Genomic DNA, 23185 nt, shown 5'->3' on the forward strand with positions numbered 1-23185 from the left:
GGCGTATGGACGACCACCCGAACCCGGCAGTTTTATATCGATCGGCCCGGTCTTTCAGCCGACATAATCAAAGAGCCCCTTCCCATCCATGTGATTCACAGGGGTAGAAGGAGCTCTTTTCTTAACCATAAATTAAGCTGCAACGTCTCTCTTCGTAAAGGCCAACCAAGAGATAAGCATGAACAACAAGCAATAAACAACCAGAATCGTGATGGAGAAACCCAGCCCCACTCCTCCCGGTCCGACAGGCGATTGGATATAGCCGCTTAGGTCGATGTGGAGAAAGAGTAAATACTTCGCCCATTCAAACCGCTCCGGATTAAAGATAAAACCGAAAATATCCTTGGTAAACAAGAGCATCAGCGATAATCCAATCGCCAGACCGCCAGAACGAAACACCGTAGAGAGCATAAACGCAATTAACGAGATGACCAGCGCCTGGATCGTATCGGTCAACAGGAGAAGCAGCGAGTTGTTCATCGATGATCCTGCGAATCCGTCCGATAATCCGGTGTTGCCGGAAAACAACAGCAGCGACATAGCGATCCCTGCCACGGCCGTAATTCCCGCACAGAGCAGACCGAATAGAATCAGGGATGTGAATTTGGACAACAGAATCTTCCCTCGGCTCCACGGCCGGATCAGCAGCAATTTGATGGTGCCTCCAGCAAACTCCCCGGCCACGATATCCGCAGCGATAATTACCGTAAATATCGTACTTAGGTAGATGGTGAAACTCTCCGTCCATGTAAATACGGTCCAGACATCCATCGGGGCATTCGTATAGTACAGCATGATAGGCATGGCCGCATTAAACAAGAGGAGAATCGCCAGCATGACCCATGTCCTTACGCGATAGTAAATTTTCATATTCTCATTGGCAACAAGACGGGTAAAGTTATTCAACAACGGATCCCCCTCCCGTCATTTCCAAAAATTGATCCTCTAGCGAACGGGTCACCGGCTGAATGGCATATACGCGTATGCCTGCCCCAACCAATGCCGCGTTGATATCCGCAATCATATTCTCGTCGCCGCGAACAATGATTCGGTGATCGCGGGCTGACGCTTGATATTCCTGGAGCAGCGCTGCCGCTGCATCCGCATCATTGACGGTAAATGCGGTCTCTTCAAACACCCGCTCTCCCTCAGCCGTCCGCAGCTGACGGATATCAATCAACTTACCGTGACGTATAATGCCGACGGTATCACACATCAGTTCCATTTCAGACAGCAAATGACTGGAGACGAATACGGTCGTCCCTTCCTCCTGCGTCAATCTGCGCAAATAATCACGCAGCTCCCGAATGCCCTGCGGGTCCAAGCCATTCGTAGGCTCGTCCAGGATCAGAAGCTTCGGCCGGTGCAGCAGTGCCTGTGCCACGCCAAGCCGTTGGCGCATCCCCAGCGAATAGGTCTGCACTTTCTCATGAATCCGATTCCCGAGACCGACAAGTTCCACGACCTCATCGATACGTTCTTTGGTAATGCCCTGCATCATACGCGCAAAATGCTTCAGATTGTTATAACCAGACAAAAATTTATACATCTCAGGGTTCTCGACAATCGCCCCAATCTGAGCGGCTGCCTGTTCATAATTCTTCCGTATGCTGTAACCCCCGATGGTAATATCCCCTTGGGTAATGGACATCAGCCCGACCATCATGCGAATGGTCGTTGTCTTGCCTGCTCCGTTCGGCCCAAGAAATCCGAAAATTTGTCCAGGGGGGATATCTAAAGTCACATGATCTACCAAAACCTTGGACGAGATTTTCTTTGTAACCCCGAGCAGTCTTACCAGCGGTTCCTGCTTCATGTAATCTATTCTCCTTTGCCCTTGTATCATGTCAATCTCCACAATTATACAATACTAGGGCAAAGGACAAAATTGTTGAAATGCATGACCCCTACACTGCATAGGAATGGAGCCGTCTACTTGTAATGCACCAACAAAGCCGATTGACACTCCTTGCAGACTCCCGCCGGAACATTATGCTTATAGAAGCCGGTTTTATACAAGTTGTGGCATTGGGTGATGGGAAGCATCCGACAGCAACTGACGCAATACATCATCACTTCTTTCATCCCGTCATCTCCTCTTTCGGGATTGATGCATCTATTCTATGCACAGAATGATACATAATGTATCCACAATAAAAATTCTATATAAATTGTTACTCTTTGTCAAACGTAAATAAATCAAATCATGTTAAGACTATAGGACCTGAAATATCCATTATATTAGAAGGTTAAAGATACATTTTTTTCTAAATTTTAAATAATTGCTACAATATGTATTGACGATAGACCGAAATTAAGATACATTTTGTATCATATTAGATGTTTTTATATGAATGTATGTTTGCTCTAAATTAATGGAACTTGTAGAGAGGTGAGTATGAATGTCATATGGATCTCGCATTGCAAAATTGCGGGAGCAAAAAGGTTGGACCCAAGAAGAGCTATCCGAGCGTATTGGAATCAGTCGGGCTTCTTTATCACATTATGAAAAGGATCGCCGAGAACCAAATCTGGAAACGCTAACAAGATTAGCGGACGTATTTCAAACCACGATTGATCAAATCATTGGAAGATAGTCTGTTCAATCCCCCTACTCAAAAAACAATCAAAATAACCTAAAACTTCGTTATTCTCCTTCACACACAAAACCCCCTCTACTCAAAAAGGGGGTTTTGTGTTACGAGTCATTCCATATACGCTCTTAAAGTAGACGTTATCTTGTCTCTTTCTTGATCACCGACGATATAATACCAAATTCCATTCATTTTTTGACCATGGCCAGCAATTTCAACCTGTTCAACCTTTTTCAGTTTTTGACGGTACTCTGTTACAAACATCTTCATCTCTTCAAACGAAATGTCCGTTTTGACACTGCTCCCAATGTCATCCAGAAGTGATTCCAGTTTAAACACAGTCGAAATCCTTATTAACTTATTTAAGATCCCTTTCAGAACTTCTCGTTGCCTTGTATTTCTACCTAAGTCTCCCTTAGGATCTTCAAAGCGCATACGCGAGAATGCCAGTGCTTCATCACCGTTTAAGTTCAACTTCCCCTCATCAAAGTCATAGCCAGCATATGCGAACCCCATATTGTTATTTACGGTGACTCCACCCAATGAATCTACAATGCTGGAGAAGCCCTCCATGTCTACTTTAATGTAGTAATCGATAGGGTATTGCAAAAAATTCTCGACGCTGCTGACCGACATCTCAACGCCTCCAAAGGCATAGGCATGATTGATTTTATCCACCGTTCCATGTCCTACAATATCAGTCCTCGTATCACGTGGGATATTAAAAATCAGTACTGACCCCTTTGCAGGGTTTACTGCCATTAATATCATGACGTCGGATCGCCCACGATCATAGGGCCTTTGGTCTACGCCCAAAACCAGAACAGTAAATGGATCAGCGTCCCTCATATTTTTATCGCCGACCTGAATTGTCGTCCGATCCTGTACGAAGGTTGGGACTACAGGCGAAGGCTCCCGTTCTTCGTAAATCCGATTCGCTGTCGATTTAATGGATTGATACGTATACAGAAGATACGCAGAAGGCAGCAGTATAAGAATAGCTAGAAGCCACAGGACCCATTTCCTTCTCATTTTCATCCAGTGATGCCCTCCATTGCATTGACCTTATCCTGTTCCGTTAAAGGTCAACGTTGAATCATTAAATACATTGAATTCATAGTGAACAAGGGTCAGGGGATAAAGAACTCGCAGAAATATGTATCGAGGAGGTTTCATGATTACAATGACCTAAATATACAACTCCAATTCAAGATTGAATATAAATCTACATATGAAATCATATAAACAAGTTCATTTATAGTAGGAGAAAAACAACGATAATCTAACCCCATCCCACATCATGCACAAGGATTTAAGGTAAAAGAACTAATGACCAAGCAACATAAATATAGTAGAATATCAATAAACCATGATAATGATTCATCGTGAATACCTGTTCGCTGCAGGCTATCCATGAATTACGTTTCAGTTATAGAGACTCATTTTATTCGATTCGCTGTGACCGAACATCATTCGGTTCAACATACCCACAATACGGGTCTTTTTATCGCCATCTGTATAGAATTCCGTATGATACAATTGGCGTCCATAAAAGAGTCCCCTTGATTCAATGTGGCCTGAAAGCAGAATATGATCCACATTATCATCAATTTCGTAACCCAATATAACATTAGAATGAATCGGTATTTCCCAAGGGCATAGGAATACAAGACCACTTGGCAGCAACTCAAGCGGTGTAACGGAATGACTTTTCCCATGAATGGTTAATTCCCCGATCTGCATGACTCTAATCCTTACTGTAATTTGGTGTTGCCGTTCTCGTAACATTGGAGGTAACTCATCCGCTCCTTATTATAATTTTTTGGTATGGGACATTTCTGCACTGGATAAAATGATACTAACTGTACCCAAACCTTTACATTGCAGATACAATATGTATCTTATTAATGTTTATAATACGATACATATTGTATCTAGTCAATAAAAAGTAGTCTTTTTATGTATATAATAAACCGGCAATTTCAACTTATAGATCTATTCAATTAACTTCTATAGATACAAGCCATTCGAAAGGGGGATCAATGCGTGAACTACGGAGAACGAATATCTGAATTACGTGAACAGCATGGGTGGACTCAGGAAGAGCTCGCTACCTCTGTCGGTATTACACGTGCTGCACTATCCCATTATGAAAAAAATCGGCGCAAGCCCGATTTCGAAACATTGACCCGCCTGGCAGATCTGTTTGACGTATCCATAGATTATCTGATCGGGAGAACGACACAGGAAAAGACGGTGCTTGATGCGGAGGTTCGATCGTTTGTGGACGGACTTGAACTATCCGATGAGGATTTATTGGAACGCTTTAACCTTACAGTGGACGGCCGCAAGCTCACTGAAGATGAAGCCAAGCGATTTATTGCATTTGTTCGCATGGAACGGGCCATGAAATAACGGCTTTACGCCCAAGAACTACAAATCCCCGACGTGTAGGATACTACTATCACAACATGTCGGGGATTTTCTCGTCACCATGAGACCCTATCTAATCTTTTCGTAATTCCTCCATTTGCAGCCATTTATCAGGATGGATTCCCAATTGAGTCATGAGCTTATTGATGTCGATGTTCGTTTTCTGTTGGTCAAGCCGCTGCTCGGTGCTTCCGGAGCCTCTCTCCTTGTCCACACTCATTTCCACAACTACCTCGCTTATCTATAATTTCCTCTCCATCCCAGCTGCTCATACTTGTTGAAATTACATGTATACAGCAACAACCTATTAAACAACTTACTTACCAATATTATAACCAACGAATCCACATGATGCTGTCGTCTTATGGAGCCTTTGTCCTATGCTTCCGGTTCTAATTTTGTCGAATTTTCTTTTGAAATATTTTGTTGAAAATACAACTTTCTTAATAAGACTCATCGTAACTTATTTATATATGAAAAAAAACCACATTGCATTCATTAAAGAACACAATATGGTTTCTAATATCATAACATCAGATGTTAGTTCCCTGTACGAGCCAATTCTTTCATATTCGCCTCAAAAGCGGCGAGGAGTGCAGCTTCACCCGCCAGGCCTTGGTCTTGAGCCTTCTCGATATGCAGCAGCATGCGCTTGTAATCTTTCGGAATAATACGGACAAAGCGGCTGAGCGCCTGATCCCAATCTCCTAGAATTTGCTGTGCCGGCACACTGCCGGTGTACTGCTCATGCTGCTGGATAAGATGATGGAGTGCTTCCGCTTCTACTGTTTCCTCCACACGCTCAAGGAGTACCATCTCCAGATTGCAGCGATCCACAAAAGTTCCTTCAGGATCATAGACGTAGGCTACACCGCCAGACATCCCGGCCGCGAAGTTGCGTCCGGTTTCGCCGAGCACGACTACCCGGCCGCCGGTCATGTATTCACAGCCATGATCGCCAACGCCTTCAACCACAATGTTCGCACCCGAGTTGCGAACGGCAAAGCGCTCACCGGCAATGCCTCTTACGTAGGCTTCACCGCCTGTAGCACCATAGAACGCGGTATTACCGGCAATAATGTTCTCCTCGGCTTTGAAGGTTGCTTTTGGCGAAGGCTTCACGATCAGCTTGCCGCCGGAAAGGCCTTTACCGATATAGTCATTCGCATCCCCTTCCACCGTCAGCGTCATCCCTTTCGGCACAAAGGCACCAAAGCTCTGGCCTGCGGAACCCACGAAGTTAAATTGAATCGTGTCTTCAGGTAGTCCGGCAGCGCCGTATTTGCGCGTGACTTCACTGCCCAGTATGGTACCCACTGCACGATCCACGTTTGTGATTGGGAACGTTCCTTCCACCGCTGCACCCGATTCCAATGCAGGCGCAGCGCTGCTGAGCAGTGAACGCATATCCAGCGTTTCTTCCAGACCATGATTCTGTCTTTGACTGCGATAGCGAGTGCTGCCTGCCAGAAGCTCCGGCGTATACAGCAATGCGGAGATATCCACGCCTTTCTTCTTCCAGTGATGATCCGCTTTGACGGCATCCAGGCAATCGGTACGTCCAATCATCTCATTAATGGTGCGGAAACCAAGCTCTGCCATCAACTCGCGCATGTCTTGAGCGACAAAGCGCATGAAGTTGGCAACATGCTCCGGATCTCCTGTAAAGTGCTTACGCAGCTCTGGATTCTGCGTGGCTACGCCAACCGGACAGGTATCCATTTGGCAGACACGCATCATGATACATCCGACGGCAACCAATGGTGCCGTAGAGAAGCCATACTCTTCGGCCCCAAGCAGAGCCGCTACCACCAAGTCGCGTCCGTTCAGCATTTTGCCATCCGTCTCAAGCACAACGCGGTCACGCAGATTGTTCATGATGAGTGTCTGATGGGTCTCGGCAAGGCCAAGCTCCCAAGGCATACCCGCATGTCGGATCGAGCCTTGCGGCGAAGCCCCCGTTCCACCATCGTAACCACTGACCAGAATAATGTCAGCGCGGCCCTTCGCAACACCTGCAGCGATCGTCCCCACACCCACCTCGGATACAAGCTTCACGTTGATATCCGCACGCGGGTTGGAGTTCTTCAGGTCGTAAATAAGCTCCGCCAAATCTTCAATGGAGTAGATATCATGATGCGGCGGCGGCGAAATCAGGCCAACACCTGGCGTCGAACCACGAACCTCGGCTACCCAAGGATACACTTTACGGCCCGGCAACTGTCCACCTTCACCCGGCTTCGCGCCCTGCGCCATCTTAATCTGGATTTCGTCCGCATTCACCAGGTAGTTGGAGGTTACGCCGAAACGTCCCGAGGCCACCTGCTTGATGGCGCTGCGGCGGGAGTCGCCATTGGCCTCCGGGATGAAACGTGCCGGATCCTCTCCGCCTTCACCCGTGTTGCTCTTGCCTCCGATGCGGTTCATCCCGATCGCAATACTCTCATGCGCTTCCTTGCTGATCGAGCCGAATGACATCGCGCCCGTTTTGAATCGGCGCATAATGGATTCTACGGATTCAACCTCATCCAGGGGTACCGGTTCGCCGGCTGGCTTGATTTCAAGCAGTGAGCGCAGCGTAAGATGCTGCTCATTCTCCCCTTTCACAAGCTCTGCATATTTTTTATAAGTTGCATAGTCATTAGTTCGGACAGCCTGCTGCAGCAAATGGATGGTTCTCGGGTTGAACAAATGCTCTTCCCCGTCAGCTCTCCATTGATATTCGCCGGCTGAATCCAGCGCTTTATCGTTCCCATCCTTATCGGTAAAGGCACGCTCGTGATGGGCCAGAGTTTCCTTGGCCACTTCTTCCAGCCCAATGCCCCCGATACGGGATGGCGTCCGCGTGAAATAGCTTTCTACGAAATCTTCTTTGAGGCCGACAGCCTCAAAGATTTGGGCCCCGCGATAAGATTGGATCGTGGAGATCCCCATTTTCGACAACACTTTGACAACGCTCTTGTTTGCCGCTTTAATGTAATTCTTCACGGCTTTCTCATGCGAGATCCCGCGAAGCATGCCTTCCGCAATCATGTCATCCAGTGTTTCGAAGGCCAGATACGGATTGACCGCGCTCACGCCGTAACCCAGCAGCAGGGCATAATGATGCACTTCGCGAGGCTCACCGGATTCAAGCAGGATCGCCACCTTGGTCCGGGTTCCCTGACGGATCAGGTGATGATGGAGAGATGAAACGGCAAGCAGCGATGGAATTGCAGCATTGTCTTTATCCACGCCGCGGTCCGACAAGATCAAGATGTTATGGCCCTTGGCAATGACCCGGTCCGCTGCCTCGCAAAGGGTTTCGATTGCTTGGCGAAGCCCTTCTGCACCTTCCGCTGCCGGGAAGAAAATCGGAATGGTCATGGATTTGAAGCCGGGACGACGAATGTGGCGCAGCTTCGCAAAGTCTTCATTTGAGAGCACCGGCGAATCCAGACGGATGTGACGGCAGCTTTCGGGCTCAGGCTTCAGCAGGTTACGCTCCGGACCGATCGTTGTTGCGGTTGAAGTGACCAGTTCTTCACGAATCGCATCAATCGGCGGGTTCGTCACCTGGGCGAACATCTGCTTGAAGTAGTTGAACAGCCGCTGCGGACGATCGGACAACACCGCGAGCGGTGCATCATATCCCATGGATGCAACAGCTTCCGCACCCGTGATCGCCATCGGCTCGATTACTTTGCGCAGCTCCTCATACGTATAACCGAAGGCTTGTTGCAGCTGACGTACATTTTCATGCTTTGGATCCGGCAGTTCCGGTGGTTCAGGAAGATCATGAAGCTCTACCAGATGCTCATCCAGCCATTCAGAGTACGGAAGATCAGCGGCGATACTTGCTTTGACTTCTTCATCGGAGATGATCCGGCCTTCCTGCGTGTCAACGAGCAGCATCCGGCCAGGACGCAAGCGGTCCTTATACAGCACATTTTCCGGCGGAATATCCAGTACGCCCGCTTCGGAGGACAGAATGATCAGATCATCCTTCGTTACATAGTAACGGGATGGACGCAGTCCGTTCCGATCCAGGGTAGCCCCGATCTGAACACCGTCCGTGAACGCCATTGCGGCCGGGCCGTCCCATGGCTCCATCAGGGTGCTGTGGTATTCGTAGAATGCTTTTTTGGTCTTATCCATACTCTCATGGTTGCTCCACGGCTCAGGGACCATCATCATGGCCACATGCGGCAGGGAACGACCGCTGAGATACAGGAATTCAAATGTATTATCGAACATACCGGTATCGGATCCGTCCGGATTGATGACAGGTTTAACCTTCTCCAGATCGCTTCCGAACAGTTCGTGCTCAAACAGTGATTGACGGGCGTGCATCCAGTTGACATTCCCGCGCAGCGTGTTGATCTCGCCGTTGTGAATCATGAAGCGGTACGGATGCGCACGTTCCCAGCTTGGGAAAGTGTTCGTACTGAAGCGGGAGTGAATCAGCGCGATAGCGGATTCCAATCCTTCTTCCTGCAGGTCCAAGTAAAATTCCCCCACCTGCTCCGTCGTTAACATGCCTTTGTATACGATTTTCCGACAGGAAAGGCTGGACACATAGAAGCTATCGCCTTCGGGCTTGCCGCTGTAACGGATTGCCAGCTCGGCCCGACGGCGGATGATATACAGCTTGCGCTCGAATGAGAGATCATCCTGAATGTCGGCGCTTCGTCCTATGAACACTTGGCGAACATACGGCTTTGCCGCTTTTGCTGATTTACCCAGCATTTCATCATGGGTTGGGACATCACGGAATCCAAGCAGGGTCTGACCTTCTTCAGCAATAATCGAAGCCAACTGGTCTTCATGGGCCAAACGGACAGCAGGATCATGGGATAGGAACAGCATGCCGGCACCATAATGCCCGGCTTCCGGAAGCTCAAAGCCCAGTTTCGCTGCTTCGGAGGAGAAGAAAGAGTGAGGAATTTGCAGCATAATCCCAGCACCGTCACCGGAGTTCGGCTCGCTGCCCTGACCGCCGCGATGCTCCATATTAGCAAGCATGGTCAGCGCGCTGCTAACGATTTCATGGGATGGCTTACCCTTGATATGGGCAACAAAACCCATACCGCAAGCATCTTTTTCAAACTGCGGATCATAGAGGCCCTGTTTCTGGGGAAAATCAGTATGTTTCATAAGATGCAACCTTTCTTTGTATAGAATAAAATGCTGCTGATCAATAACAGAAAACATAAAGTGCGTGTTCAAAAAGGTCGGTTTTCAGCACCGAGAAGATTGGATGAAGCTAGGGACTGAGGAGTGGAGCGTACGTTTTTGGTACGTGAGCACCGGAAGGCCCGGCTGAATTCAAGATTCGATGCCGAGTGGCTTCCTGATTCACTTCGTGTTAGATATAGAATTTATAAATTATCAGCGGAGCTGATGAAATTCTATATCGCAAGAAAACCTACTTCTGAATCGCGGTCGCTCAGCCTTGAATTTGCCTCGATTGGTTTTCTTATCAAAAGCGGACTTTTTGAACAACCTCTTAAAGGTTGGACATCAATCCTCTCCTGCAGTGAATACACTGTCACGAGGCGATGCAGTATTGTGCAAAAGCGGCAAGGGGTAACATTTACCTAACACGTAAGATTTATTAGTTCTATATATTTTATCACCGTCATACAGTGCAGGCAATTCAAAGTTTTTATGAATTTGATAAGAATTGTTTTTATGAGAGTTATCACAATACACTGTTAAAACTTATGTATAATAGTGCAAAAAAACATGCAAATAAAACATTCCGAACAGGCGGTTTTGTTCACCTTCCCTCATTTCCACACAACCATCCGCTCAGATTTACACTTCACCTTCATATTCGAAAGGGGCCTTTTCTTCTTTTAAAACACCCTCCCGCTCCCAACATCTCTTCAAAAAAAAGACTTCCCCGAGATCTGATCGATCTTCGGGGAAGTCCTCTTCCTTCATATAATAGCTATCTTACTTATGCAGTCAACGCTGTATCGGTGTCTGCTGCTTTCTTGCTGTTTCGAGTAGCCAGGAAGTACACAGCGGTCAGTGCCAGGAATACGAGACCGAATCCGGCCAGTACACCAACATTGGCCCACATGCCGTCGAAGCTTCCTGTGGAAATGACGTCCTTGTATCCTTTTACGCTGTAAGTCATCGGCAGAAGCGGATTCAATGCTTTCATCCAGTTCGGAATCAGCTCTACCGGGAACGTGCCTGCGCTTGTTGTCAATTGGAGGATCAGGATAACGATGACGACGAAGCGTCCAGGCTGATCCAGCCATGTTACGAACATTTGCACCAGGAACATGAACGACAAGCTTGTAATGATGGAGAAGAGATAGAAGAGCGGAACGCTCTGTACCTCAAGCTTCAATCCGTACAGCATGACGACCGCTGCCAGCAGCGCTTGAATCAATCCCATACCGGCAAAGGAGAGCGTACGGCTGACAAACCGGTTCCAGCCCGATGCATTCGGTACCGACGCACTGCGGATTGGCATAATAATTGTACAGAGCAGGGCTCCGACAAACAAACCGAGCGACAGGAAGTATGGTGCGAATCCCGTACCGTAGTTCGGCACTTCGTTCACTTTGTGCTCTTCAACCTGTACCGGACCGGCAAACATGGTGACCGTTTCATCGGTTGTTTTGATATCGCCTGTCTTGTCGGCAGCCTCGTTCAGCTTGCCTGCAAGCTCCCCGCTGCCTTCCTTCAATTCATTCATTCCGTTTACCAGCTCACCAGCTCCGGAATCCAGCTTCTTCGAGCCGTCGGCAAGCGTTGTAACACCACTTCCGAGCTTGCCTGCTCCTCCAGCTAGCTGCTGCGTCCCTTGCGAAAGGGTCGCTGCGCCGCTTGCGAGCTGTTTACCGCCGGCTGCCGCTTCGCTCAGCTTCGTGCCGAACAGCTTCATGCTGTCAGCCAATTGCTTTTGGCCAGCGTTCAGCTGTTTGGCACCAGCCAGCAGCTCTTGACCGCCAGCTGCGAGCTGTTTGCCGCCTTCAGCCAGTTGGTTCGCTCCTACGCTCAGCTTGCCAGCGCCTTCCTGCAGCTGCAGCGTGCCTTGATTCAGCTCGGCTGCGCCTTGTGCCAACTGTTTCTGGCCGGCATTCAACCCGCTTGTGCCAGTGGCAACGGATTGGCTCACAGCCAGCAGCTGCTGAACCTCCGGACTTTGCGCCAGCTCCGGATTGCTCTCAGCAAGCTTCTTCAATCCGTCTGCAACGGCTTTGGCACCTTGCTCCAAGGAAGCCGTAGCCTCCAGCGATTGATTCAGTCCGGCTTTCAGACTGCTGCTGCCATCATGAGCGCTTTTCGCGCCTGCTGCAAGCTGCGAAGCCCCTGCCTGGTTGGCTTGCAAGCCGTTATTCAGAGTGGTACTGCCCGCTGCGGCAGATTCAATCCCCGCTTGCAGCTTCGCACCACCCTTGCTCGCTTCCTCAGCTCCTGCTTGCAGCTTGTTGTGACCCGCTTTGAGCTGATCCAAGCCGGAAGCGAGGGTGCCCGCTCCTGTATTCAACTTGCCTGCACCGTTATTCAGTTCCTGCACGCCTTTGGTCAAAGGTGCGATTCCATCCTGAAGCTCCTGTGTGCCACTGACAAGTTTAGCCAGGTTTTCCTTCAGCTTCACGGCGCCATCATCGAGTTTCACGGCACCTTCGGATATCTTGGTCGCGCCGTCTCCCGCTTCGCTCAAGCCATCGGATACTTTGGCTACTTGATCGAACAGGGTTTCCGTATAGGCTTCCGTCACTTTCGCGGACACCTTGGCCTGAATCTGCTTCACCGCAGATCCACCGATCTGAGCTGCCAGGAAGTTGTACCCTTCATTCGGCTCAAACACGATTTGCGCAGGCTGCGGATGTTCATCCATTAAAGTTGTCGCCTGCTGTGAGAAATTCTCGGGAATGCTGATGGTCATGTAGTATTTGTTATCCTTCATGCCCTGCTCAGCTTCTTGCCGATCAACGAATTGCCAATTAAAATCTTTTCCCTTCTTCAGCTCGGCAACCAAATCCTCGCCAGCGTGAAGCGTCTTTTCTTCAAAAACAGCGCCCTGGTCATTATTGACGACCGCAACGGGCAAATCCTCCATCTTTCCGTACGGGTCCCAAAAGGCCCCGAGAAACATACCGCTATACATGACCGGTATGAACAGCACCGCGATGATCGGAATCAGTATTTTTTTATTCCGAACGGCAGCGCCAAGATCTTTTCCAAATACAGATAATGACTTCATCCAGTCTCTCTCCTTTTTTCTCTAGATAACCAGCCGACATGAATCTGCATTCTCGCAGATCACATTCCAGTACATAATGACCAATATCCTCATCTAGTCAATTCGGGCCAAAAAAAACGATCCCTGGCAAGGAAGACGATCCCTCAAGCCTAGAGAGTCCGCCTTCCTCATCACGAAGGAGGTTCTTGCATCCTTCTTATGAAGTGGCCTTCAACCCGTTAGCCAGGAACACCATCATATATTCCTTAATCTGTTCCTTGCTCAGCGGCTTGTGAAGCTGATTAAAGTCCGTCGTGAGTGCAACATACAGCTTCAGCATCACGAAGGATACCACTTGAGCATCCAGGGGCTTGAGCTCACCGATTGAGATGGCCTGCTCCACAATCCCCTCGAGATACCCGACGATTCCGTTCTCCACCTTCGTCAACCCTTCATGTGCCTTCGGCGTGCCGATATCCCGGACTTCTTGCGATAGCTTAATGAACAGCTCATGCTCGCTTCGGAATTCAAGCAGCGCATCCAGCACCCGATACAGATTGTCGAAGAAATCTCTGTCCTTCTGGATCTCGCGCTCGGCAATACGTTTCATCTCCATAATGGCCGACAGCAAAATCTCGTCAAACAGTTCATCCTTATTCGTGAAAAACGTGTAAATCGTACCTTTCCCTACATTCGCAATCTTCGCCACCTGTTCCATCGTCGTCGCTTTATATCCGAACAAAGCAAACGACTTGGAGGCAGCATCTAGCACCTGCTTCCGACGGTCCACAGCTGACATGCTTACCCCTCCTTCTTGATCTTTTAAATTTGGCCTTCATTCCAAAACTGACCAAAATACTTTTTCGGTCATTCGGTCAAAAATCACTTTACCAGATAATCGGATTCATTGCAATATCTTTTCGTTAAATTTTTTAATATTTTATATGCAGGGTTCAAATCTGACCATGACGTCTAAGGTAAGGGTACACTCTGACTCCTAGCCGTAAAATAATTGAAATGCTTTTCCCTTTCGCGCGTATACTTATGATGCATACTCTTTTTTTTCGCGCCGCTCTTCAAAAAATGATTCCTGTTTTGTAAGATAGAGGGAGAAAGAAGTAGGTGAAACCATGCGATATACAAGAGTGCTCCTCTTTTCCGAGGGTTTCGGCACAGGACATACGCAAGCAGCGTATGCGCTGGCTGAAGGTATACAACGGATGAATCCCGGCATCCACTGCCGTGTCATTGAGCTCGGCAATTTTTTAAATCCAACCGTGGGGCCGTTAATTTTATCCGCTTATCGAAAAACCGTCAGCACCCGCCCGCGCCTTGTCGGCATGCTGTACCGTTCGCAATATAAGAAATCGTTAAACCGATTGACGCGGCTCGCGCTCCACCGGATATTCTATGCGCAGGCCCAGCAGGTGATCGAGCAGCTGAAACCGGATCTCATCATATGTACCCACCCCTTTCCTAACGCTGTGGTCTCCCGCCTGAAGCGTCAGGGGCTTGAGGTTCCGCTCTATACGCTGATTACCGACTATGATGCCCATGGCACCTGGGTCAATCCGGAAGTGGATGAATATCTCGTATCAACACCTCATGTGAAACAGCTGCTGCTGCTGCGGGACATTCAGCCCGAATACATTCATGTGACCGGTATTCCGGTGCATCCCAAGTTCTGGGAAAGGGGTAATCGAGAAGCGCTTCAAGCCGAGCTTCAACTGAAGAACATGCCAACCGTGCTGATTATGGGGGGCGGTTGGGGTCTCGTATTCAACAAGGAGCTGCTCAGCAAACTAGCCAGCAGGGCCGACGATATCCAGCTGGTCTTCTGTATGGGACAGAACGAGAAGCTGGTTGCCAGCATGCGCGAAGACCCGATCTTTCAGCATCCCAACATTCATGTTCTCGGTTATCGTGACGATATACATAAACTTATGGAAGTATCCGATTTGCTCATTACAAAGCCAGGCGGGATGACGTGTACAGAGGGAGCTGCCAAGGGAATTCCTATGCTGTTCTATGAGCCTATTCCGGGACAGGAAGAAGTGAATTCCCATTTCTTTGTCAGCGAAGGCTATGCGGAAATTCTGGACTCTCCTGCCGTGATCGACAAATGGCTGAACCTGCTGTCCGATCATTATGATCAGGTAAGTAAGACACGTAACGGAGCAGGCCGGCGTCGCACACCGCATCTGGAGCCCGACCACTGTGCCAGCCAGGTGATGGGATTGCTGACCGAAGGACATATGCCCGGTAATCGTGAAGATCCCGTCAAACTGTTTGCGGACCAGCCCTAATATCTATAGCATGATTCTATGATTCCCGCTTTTGAACTTTTACCCCAAAAAAAGCTTCCCTGTCTTCGCGACAGGGAAGCTTTTTCCATGAACAATCCATCTATATTCCCAACGTTTCTCCAGCCTTCAATGGATGACCCTGAATGCCTGTTTTGGCTAGTTCGCCGCAAAAGGCCCCAGCGTCCTGTTTAATGCCTGGGAACGTGTCATAATGGACTGGGATGACATGCTTCGCACGAATCCACTGTGCGGCCAACAGGGCGTCCTGTGGCCCCATCGTCAATAAATCCCCAATCGGCAGCGCAGCTGCATCAATTTGGTTCATCTCTCCGATTAAGCGCATATCGCCAAACAAACTCGTATCGCCTGCATGATAGAATGTTTTGCCGCCCATCGTCAGGATGACGCCACCAGGCTGCCCTGCATAGATCCAGGTGTCCCCTACCGAAATGGATGAAGAATGAAAGGCTGGGGTAAACTTCACCTTAAAGCCATCGAATTGCGCGCTTCCGCCGATGTTCATCCCATGGGATTTGGCACCCAGGCTGCCGCAATACACAGCGAGTTCATAGACTGCGATAATCGGGCAATCATTCTGCTTCGCAATCTCGATGCAATCGCCAAAATGATCGGAGTGCCCATGCGTCAACACAACCGCATCCACCTTTACATCTTTGGGCTCGATCCCGGAGCCTGGATTCCCTGATAGCAGCGGGTCGATGATCACACGAACTCCGCCTTCTTCCACCAAAATGCTAGAATGGCCGTAATACGTAATATTCATGCTTAAACACACCTCCTACATACTAGTTTACCCATACGGGCACTACTTGTAAAAAGAGTGATTCCCTATTTTTTTAACGAACGTTCTTGAATGGTGTACCGTCAGATCCTGAGCCAGCTTCAAAGACAGGAAAAAGTACGTATCGTCCTTTACCTCTTTTTGGCCATGAAGTGCCGCATTCACGGATTTAATCGTCTCTTTGTTCGGCTTGACACGTTTAAGACGCCCGTTCGCTACAGGACTAAATTGGTGTTTTTGATAGATGACATCGGTAATGGTATCGGGAAAATTAGCTGACCGCAGCCGGTTTAAGACAACGTTAGCAACTGCTACTTTGCCTTCGTACGGTTCGCCTTCCGCCTCTGCCATGACAATCTTCTGGAGCAGAAGCAGTTCTTCAGCTGACAAATCATAGGTCCAGGTCGCTTTGGCTTTCTGATCCTGGGTTAACGTATTTGTTCTTGTGAAGAATAAAGTTGTGGGGGGTGATAAGCTTTCAGTCTGAGATTTGACGACATGCGTCCCCTTTTGTTTTGCCGGTTTCCCGTCCGCAGTCTGAGATTTCGATGGTTTCTTTTTCTCATCTGCAGTCTTCAATACTTGTTGCGAGTTCCAATATCCGTTTTCAGCCAAAACTATGCCTTTTGCGCTTGAAAAAGCATGACTCTTGCTCCCCGGCTTATTCCACTCTTGGAAAACAATTGAAGACAAAATATTGACAGGTTCCCTATCCTGCCTGGTACTCGCGTCTTTTACGAAGAGATCAGGGTCATTTACAGGAGCCGGGGCAGCCGTCACAAACTTCGGCATATCCAGCTGCTGTTCTTCCCCTTCCGTTGCTTCGGTCTGCATTCCAAGTAAACTTATAAGAGACAAACTCACAAAGAGCGCTCCGATGAGCAGCGCAACCCAGCGATTTTGCCGTATCACTTTCATAACCATATTTTTCCTCCTATGATGTCGGCACATTCCTACACTATGTAACCACATTTTTAGGCGTTGAAAACATGGTAATTTTATGAACATTCTATTTTCAATTTCAGAAAAATGTCGAAAGCCGCGCCACACCTACTGTTTCGTACATCGGACTTGCATGCAAATTGGTTCGAAAAAGAACGAGTTGCTGCACTTCCCACTGGATGGGTTTGGGTCCTGTTCCGATAACATCCAATGAAAATTTTTGATTCCCTTGAAATTTTCGGCCAATCGTAATATGCGGACGAAACGGTCGCTCCTCCGGCACAAATCCGAAAGCCTCCATCCTCGATACCACCGATTGCTGAAGCTGAGACAGAGCATTCAAATCCCCGCCGACTCCCGCCCATAAAATTCTTGGCGAGGCGCTTGCCCCGAACACGCCGGCATCATAAAGGCCAAGCCTGAAGGGCTTATGCTCCTTGGCAACTTCCTGCAGCGCCGCTGTAAGCTCCGCTATGCGATTTGACGGCGTATCGCCTAGAAACTGTAAGGTAATGTGGTAATCCTGCGGATGAACCCATTTTTTGAAATTCACTTGCTCCCTCAATGTTTCCGTCCAATCCTGAATCCGGGTAGACACCTCGGAAGGCAGATGTACGGCAACAAATAAACGATCCATAGCTCCCTCAGCCGAATGGCTCAACTAAGACACTTCCTTCCAATCCTCTTTTATCCTAAGCAGCCACCGGCTGCTATAAGCACCATGTTTTCACGGTTCGTTTATAGTTTGAGCAATATTACCTGAAAATAGTATGAGGGTACATCAAATTCGCCTAAAAATATGATGAAGCTTCAATTTACCATAAAACGGACAATAATTCATGTACAAATTTACCAATCTCGATAGTTCGTTCATGCGCAAAGTTATGATTTCTGATAATATGTTCCCAAAGAGCGTTACGCTTTTATTCTGGTTTATATCACATTCCTTAGGAGGTAGCACCATGCCGAAAATCGTTGCCATACACGACTTAACCACCGAACAACAGCAAAAAATCAAGGATATAGCCCCTGACTACGAGCTGCTGGTCACAAAAGCGAAAGAGCTTACGCCAAGCATCGTTCAGGATGCCGAAATCATGATCGGCTGGTCACGCTCCATACAGGAGGATATATTGTCTGCCGACAGCAAACTGAAATGGATTCAAGCATGGTCAGCCGGTGTGGATAAAATGCCGCTCAAAGAGCTCGAAGAAAAGGGCATTCAGCTTACCAATGCCAGCGGCGTACATAGCGTTCCAATCACGGAGCATGTTTTTGCGATGATTCTGGCCTTCACGCGCAACCTTCATCTCGCCATTCGACAGCAATCGAACAACAAATGGGATACGTCCGGCACGTTCACGGAATTGGCAGGCAAAACCATCGTCATCGTCGGCGTCGGTCAGATCGGCAGTCATACGGCGCGCGTGGCCCAAGCGTTCGGTATGCGGACCGTCGGGGTCCGTCATTCCGGCAAGTCCGATCCTTATGTGGAAGCGATGTATAAGGTCGATCAGCTTGATGAAGCGCTGGCGGAAGGCGATTATATCGTGAACATCCTTCCCCTCACCGATGATACCCGTGGACTGTTCAATAAAGCAAGATTCTCGGCGATGAAGGACTCCGCCTTCTTCGTTAACGTAGGCCGCGGCCAGACCGTGGTAACGAATGACATGATTCAGGCACTTCAATCCAGAGCCTTGGCAGGTGCGGGACTGGATGTGTTCGAGGAAGAACCGCTTCCGTCAGACCATCCACTGTGGACCATGGACAACGTCATCATGACCCCTCATATGGCGGGCGATACGGATCGCTACGGCGAGCGTGCCGTGGATATTTTCCTGGAAAATTTACAGAGCTATGTAAGCGGTAAGCCGCTGTCCCGAAATGTAATAGACTATAGCAAGTCATACTAAGACCAGGTAACAAGTTCTTAAATACAGCTTTAATCCTGCTCTCAAAAGGAGCTAGGATCTTGCAACAAAGACCACAAGATCTATACTACAAAAGGAACGTCCCGAGGTTTTCATTTTCACACCTTCCGGGACGCCCCTTTTTATTTTTTACTACTTTTATACGCAATGGGAGAGAGAATCGATGCAACCGTATACGGAACGTGTAATTGAAGTGATCCGAAGCATTCCGGAAGGATATGTCATGACGTATGGACAAGTGGCCAGACTGGCTGGCAGCCCAAGCGGCGCCCGTCAGGTCGTCAGAATACTTCACACCCTCAGTCACATTCACAAGCTGCCTTGGCACCGCGTCGTCAACGCTAAAGGAGAAATCGCCATCAAGGACGATGAATCCAGGCTCATGCAGGAGTTGTATCTCCAGGACGAAGGCGTTGTCGTCAATCCCAAAGGCATCATTGATTTGGAAAAGTATCGATTTGATCCTGCCGAATAAATCGGATAGCCGTTTATTCGCACAACCAAATATCTCTTACAAAACTCCCCTTGCGGGTCGTGCAGTGACGCAGGACCTTCCAGCCCGTATTCATCAGCTGCTCGCGTAATGGCTCTGTGCTGACGATGACAGCTCGATCTGACAACCGACGTAAGCTATGCAGCATCTGCAATTTCTCTTCCTCCGGAAAAACGGAACACAGATTATACGGCAGGTCCAGGATCGCGGCATCATAATGACCTTGCAATGTATTCATATCCTGAATGGCAACTTTGTTATCATCATAACCGTAGTGCCTCAGATTCACCCTCGCTCCCCGAATGGCAAGCGGATTGATGTCACGACCCTCGGCCGCGATGCCCATCGACAACGCCTCGATCAATACATTCCCCATGCCGCAGCAGGGATCCAGGAGCGTCACTTCACTTAATCGAGGAACTGCCAGGTTAACCAGTACCCTCGCGATCCGCGAGCTGAGGCCTGTAGAGTAATTTTGCGGCTTCTGTTTATGATTCAGCCATCCGCGTTCAGGTTCATGAAGGATTCCCAATCTCCAGATGCCGCCTGTGGACACCATACCAAGCGTGACATCCGGAGCTTTCATCTGTGCGGTTCCTGTTATTTGGCGGCCTACCATCCGTTCGTACCCGCGTGATTGCTCATAACTGAACCGATCTCCCGCTTTGAGACAGACGACTTTGAAGGTCAAGTTGTTAAGGCGTATGCTGTCTCCTTGCTCGGCGATTCGTTCGATGGATTCTCCAGTTATCCTGACATCGATGCAGGCCGATAAGAACGGGCTCCGATCCGGATCAACCCATAACTCGCTTTCCAGCCACTCCTCACCGTCAGGCTCATGACCGAATAGCTCCGTCAGCTCTATCAAGCACAGCTCCCGCTCCGTTTCATGACAGGCATAAGTGTAAAAAAACGATGGCTCACCGCTTGTGGAAGACGGAGCAAAGGTAATGTCATACTCGTTCGTATTTATCATTTTTTTCGTCTCTCTTCTATTATATATGTGCAGCAGTTGACTACTGCTCCATTAACAGCCGATAGGATTCCAGCCGTGCATTGTAATCACTTACCGGCGTGACGATCAGGAATTCGTCACACCCGTACTGCTCTGCCATATGCTGCAGTCTGTTTCGCACACTTGCAGGGGTACCGATGATAAGCCGCTGGGATGAGCCTGACGAATCGGAACCTGACGGTTCCGTGGGCATGGTGCGCTGCCCTGGTCGGGGAATTTGCGTTGCAAGCTTCTTTGCCTGTTCCTCCGTCTCCGCGCAAACCACACTTACCGCCACCATAACGCGCGGTTCTTGCAGATGAGCGCTTGGCTCAAAAGCTTCCCTGTAAGATTGGAGAACTTCCGCCCCGTCCGTATCGCTCATAAACTGTCCGAATACATAACCCGTCCCGAATTCGGCCGCATACCCCGCACTCTTCGTGTTCGTGCCGAGCATCCACATCACGGGCGGAGTTATAGGCACCGGTTTCGCTGCTACCGGCACGTCTTCATAGCGATACCGATCCTCCAGCAGTTCAGTCAAAGCCCGAATCCGCTGCGGCAAATCCGCCACATGACCCAGGAAATTTCCGCTAAGCGCCAAACTCGTATGAGCTGAACCTCCCGGCGCCCGCCCGATCCCGAGATCGATGCGTCCGGGATACAGCGCTGCCAGCATGCGGAAATTCTCCGCCACCTTTAGCGGGCTGTAGTGGGGCAGCAGCACGGCCCCGGAACCGAGCCGGATGCGCGTTGTCCTGGCACCGATATGGGACAGCAAAATCTCAGGCGATGCACAGGACAGATGCTCCAGATCATGGTGCTCTGCCGCCCAGTAGCGCCCGTAGCCCCATGCTTCCACTTTTTGTGCCAGTATCACCGCTTGCTGCAACGCTTCTTCGAACGAGCTCTCTCCCAAACGCGGAACCAGGTCAAGCACGCTCAGATTCAATTGGCTATTCATGCCATCCCCCTTTTTCCGCCGATCCTAATCCAAATCATAGATCGAACCTACCTTGAGTCCATATAACTCGTTATAGATTTTCTCGGCAAAGGCATCCGTCATCCCTGCGATATAATCAATCACCATATGCTCCCACGTCCAGATCGGCTGGGTCCGCTTCTGATCCGCCTCATAACGCTGAAGCCAGTCGGACGGAATAATCGCCGTTGACGCAACAGGATCCAGAAAAGCATCCCACAAGCGCTTGATGATCCATTCGCTGCGCTTCTGCAGGCGCTGAACCCGCAGGTCGCGAATCATAGTCACCCAGGCGAAACTCTTCAGGACGCTGACCGTACGTAGCATATCCTCGTCTTCCACGCCGTCTTTGACAAACGTCACCTTTTTCCAATCTCCGTTCGTAATCACGCCCAAGCTGCCTACAAACAGGCTGACCCAGTAGGCCTTAACCTCCCGCCGGGTACGGGAATAGTCATTCTCGCAGGTCGGCATTTTCTCGTTCCAGATTTTCAGAAACTCATCCAGCACCGTTTCCACCTTCGGATGAATCTGCTCTTTGGTCCATCCCGTCCATACCTCGTCTTCCAGCGTCATGATCTTCTGCACAATCAGTTTGTTCAGGTGACTATCCCGCAAAAAGTGTTCATGCACCTCGATCTTCCCGGCTTTGATGCCATCCTCCAGATCATGCGCGGAATAGGCGATGTCATCGCAAAGATCCATCAGCTGCGCTTCGAGCGTTCGATGCGTGCCGGGAATTTGCCATTCCTTCCGAATATGAGAGATGTATTCCCATTCATGTCGGTACATCCCCTTGGGATTATCCAACCCGGAGAACGGATATTTGTTAATGCCGAGCAGCACGGCATCCGACAAGTTGAGTCCGTTCACGTTCTCCCTTTTCTCCAAAAACATGATCAGCCGAAAATTGTGCGCATTCCCTTCAAAATGCTCATATTTACGCCGCATCGCCTGCTGTACCTCGGCAGCCTGCTCCGGCGTCGGCGTACCCGGCTGACGCGTCAGCTCCTTCTCGGTCCTGCGGTCAATGAGCTTCTCCAGAATGCCCTGCAGCACCTCTTCGCCCTTATGGCCGAATGGAGGATGCCCAAAATCATGGGCGATCGCCGCGCACTCCACCACCTCGGGATCAATCATCAGTCCGGCGTTCTCCGCCTGATCCGGCATCACTTCGGGATAATGGCGGCTCAAACTCCGTGCCGCTTCGCGCGCAATCTGCGCCACCTCGAGCGAATGCGTTAAGCGCGTCCGGTAGTAATCGCCAGTGCCAGCACCGAATACCTGTGATTTTCCTTGCAGCCGGCGGAACGTCGGCGAATGGATCAGGCGCGAATAATCCCGCTCATATACCGCGCGTGAAGCATCCGACTTCGTTTGCTCCGGGTATTGGCGATGCTCTCTAAGCTCATTCAGTGTCATTTATCCCACTCCTGTTTTATCTGTATAGGGTCGATTCGGAACCATTCGTTCTTTAGATTATATGCCATCCGGCAGCTGAAGAAAAATATGAT

The 23185-nt window shown here is 49.3% G+C and carries 18 protein-coding genes and 1 pseudogene; 5 read left to right on the forward strand and 14 right to left on the reverse strand.

Annotated elements, in window-relative coordinates; all coding sequences use genetic code 11:
• Window positions 1-132: 132 nt before the first annotated feature.
• Both ACOZB4_RS24765 and ACOZB4_RS24770 read right to left on the reverse strand, forming a co-directional pair.
• Window positions 133-909 carry an ABC transporter permease gene (locus tag ACOZB4_RS24765; RefSeq protein WP_379407239.1) on the reverse strand — a complete coding sequence of 259 codons (777 nt, stop codon included), beginning with the start codon at window positions 907-909 and terminating at the stop codon, window positions 133-135.
• Window positions 899-1816, reverse strand: coding sequence for an ABC transporter ATP-binding protein (locus tag ACOZB4_RS24770; RefSeq protein WP_076324733.1), 918 nt, complete (start codon window positions 1814-1816; stop codon window positions 899-901). The genes ACOZB4_RS24765 and ACOZB4_RS24770 overlap by 11 nt, the downstream gene beginning before the upstream one ends.
• 586 nt (window positions 1817-2402) lie before the next feature.
• On the opposite strand from ACOZB4_RS24770, the pseudogene ACOZB4_RS24775 reads away from it, so the two are divergent.
• Window positions 2403-2594 (forward strand): annotated as a pseudogene (locus ACOZB4_RS24775) (helix-turn-helix domain-containing protein); the annotation flags it as partial.
• Window positions 2595-2705: 111 nt separating this feature from the next.
• Here the strand turns inward: ACOZB4_RS24775 and ACOZB4_RS24780 are convergent.
• Together ACOZB4_RS24780 and ACOZB4_RS24785 are read right to left on the reverse strand one after the other, a co-directional pair.
• On the reverse strand, window positions 2706-3632 hold the full coding sequence (locus ACOZB4_RS24780) for an LCP family protein (RefSeq protein WP_379407240.1): 927 nt from the start codon (window positions 3630-3632) through the stop codon (window positions 2706-2708).
• 387 nt (window positions 3633-4019) lie between these two features.
• A complete protein-coding gene (locus ACOZB4_RS24785; protein ID WP_215157799.1) occupies window positions 4020-4337 on the reverse strand; it encodes a hypothetical protein in 318 nt (105 codons plus the stop codon).
• Window positions 4338-4640: 303 nt separating this feature from the next.
• Between ACOZB4_RS24785 and ACOZB4_RS24790 the strand changes: the two genes are divergently transcribed.
• Window positions 4641-5009 carry a helix-turn-helix domain-containing protein gene (locus ACOZB4_RS24790; protein WP_076324736.1) on the forward strand — a complete coding sequence of 123 codons (369 nt, stop codon included), beginning with the start codon at window positions 4641-4643 and terminating at the stop codon, window positions 5007-5009.
• A gap of 91 nt (window positions 5010-5100) precedes the next feature.
• Here the strand turns inward: ACOZB4_RS24790 and ACOZB4_RS24795 are convergent, their stop codons facing one another.
• The 4 genes from ACOZB4_RS24795 to ACOZB4_RS24810 form a co-directional block, all read right to left on the reverse strand.
• Window positions 5101-5247, reverse strand: coding sequence for a hypothetical protein (locus ACOZB4_RS24795; protein WP_179090689.1), 147 nt, complete (start codon window positions 5245-5247; stop codon window positions 5101-5103).
• 320 nt (window positions 5248-5567) lie between these two features.
• A complete protein-coding gene (gene gltB / locus ACOZB4_RS24800; RefSeq protein ID WP_379407241.1) occupies window positions 5568-10163 on the reverse strand; it encodes a glutamate synthase large subunit in 4596 nt (1531 codons plus the stop codon).
• Window positions 10164-10971: 808 nt separating this feature from the next.
• Entirely contained in the window at window positions 10972-13239 is a 2268-nt protein-coding gene (locus ACOZB4_RS24805) for a YhgE/Pip family protein (protein WP_379407242.1), read from the reverse strand.
• Window positions 13240-13435: 196 nt separating this feature from the next.
• Window positions 13436-14017 carry a TetR/AcrR family transcriptional regulator gene (locus ACOZB4_RS24810; protein ID WP_076324739.1) on the reverse strand — a complete coding sequence of 194 codons (582 nt, stop codon included), beginning with the start codon at window positions 14015-14017 and terminating at the stop codon, window positions 13436-13438.
• Window positions 14018-14348: 331 nt separating this feature from the next.
• Between ACOZB4_RS24810 and ACOZB4_RS24815 the strand changes: the two genes are divergently transcribed.
• Window positions 14349-15524: an MGDG synthase family glycosyltransferase gene (locus ACOZB4_RS24815; RefSeq protein ID WP_379407243.1), complete on the forward strand. Its 1176-nt coding sequence runs from the start codon at window positions 14349-14351 to the stop codon at window positions 15522-15524.
• A gap of 100 nt (window positions 15525-15624) precedes the next feature.
• On the opposite strand, the gene ACOZB4_RS24820 is transcribed toward ACOZB4_RS24815, so the two are convergent.
• The 3 genes from ACOZB4_RS24820 to thpR form a co-directional block, all read right to left on the reverse strand.
• Window positions 15625-16308: a metal-dependent hydrolase gene (locus ACOZB4_RS24820; protein WP_379407244.1), complete on the reverse strand. Its 684-nt coding sequence runs from the start codon at window positions 16306-16308 to the stop codon at window positions 15625-15627.
• A gap of 42 nt (window positions 16309-16350) precedes the next feature.
• A complete protein-coding gene (locus tag ACOZB4_RS24825; protein ID WP_379407245.1) occupies window positions 16351-17250 on the reverse strand; it encodes a cell wall hydrolase in 900 nt (299 codons plus the stop codon).
• 97 nt (window positions 17251-17347) lie between these two features.
• Window positions 17348-17929 carry an RNA 2',3'-cyclic phosphodiesterase gene (gene thpR, locus ACOZB4_RS24830; RefSeq protein WP_379407246.1) on the reverse strand — a complete coding sequence of 194 codons (582 nt, stop codon included), beginning with the start codon at window positions 17927-17929 and terminating at the stop codon, window positions 17348-17350.
• Between the two features lie 301 nt (window positions 17930-18230).
• Between thpR and ACOZB4_RS24835 the strand changes: the two genes are divergently transcribed.
• Window positions 18231-19184 (forward strand): D-2-hydroxyacid dehydrogenase, encoded by a 954-nt coding sequence (locus ACOZB4_RS24835; RefSeq protein WP_379407247.1) that lies wholly within the window; start codon window positions 18231-18233, stop codon window positions 19182-19184.
• A 181-nt stretch (window positions 19185-19365) separates the two neighbouring features.
• Complete coding sequence (locus tag ACOZB4_RS24840) at window positions 19366-19677, forward strand: MGMT family protein (RefSeq protein WP_379407248.1); 312 nt, start codon at window positions 19366-19368, stop codon at window positions 19675-19677.
• A gap of 13 nt (window positions 19678-19690) precedes the next feature.
• Here the strand turns inward: ACOZB4_RS24840 and ACOZB4_RS24845 are convergent, their stop codons facing one another.
• Genes ACOZB4_RS24845 through ACOZB4_RS24855 form a run of 3 tightly spaced genes read right to left on the reverse strand, consistent with a single transcriptional unit; the run spans window position 19691 to window position 23093 of the window.
• Window positions 19691-20671 (reverse strand): TRM11 family SAM-dependent methyltransferase, encoded by a 981-nt coding sequence (locus ACOZB4_RS24845; protein WP_379407249.1) that lies wholly within the window; start codon window positions 20669-20671, stop codon window positions 19691-19693.
• 40 nt (window positions 20672-20711) lie between these two features.
• Window positions 20712-21653, reverse strand: a complete 942-nt coding sequence (locus ACOZB4_RS24850) for an LLM class flavin-dependent oxidoreductase (RefSeq protein ID WP_379407250.1) — start codon at window positions 21651-21653, stop codon at window positions 20712-20714.
• 24 nt (window positions 21654-21677) lie between these two features.
• Window positions 21678-23093, reverse strand: coding sequence for a deoxyguanosinetriphosphate triphosphohydrolase family protein (locus ACOZB4_RS24855; protein ID WP_379407251.1), 1416 nt, complete (start codon window positions 23091-23093; stop codon window positions 21678-21680).
• Between the last annotated feature and the right edge of the window lie 92 nt (window positions 23094-23185).

It is taken from the genome of Paenibacillus sp. NPDC058898 (assembly GCF_049316025.1).
Classification (GTDB): Bacteria; Bacillota; Bacilli; order Paenibacillales; family Paenibacillaceae; genus Paenibacillus_AQ.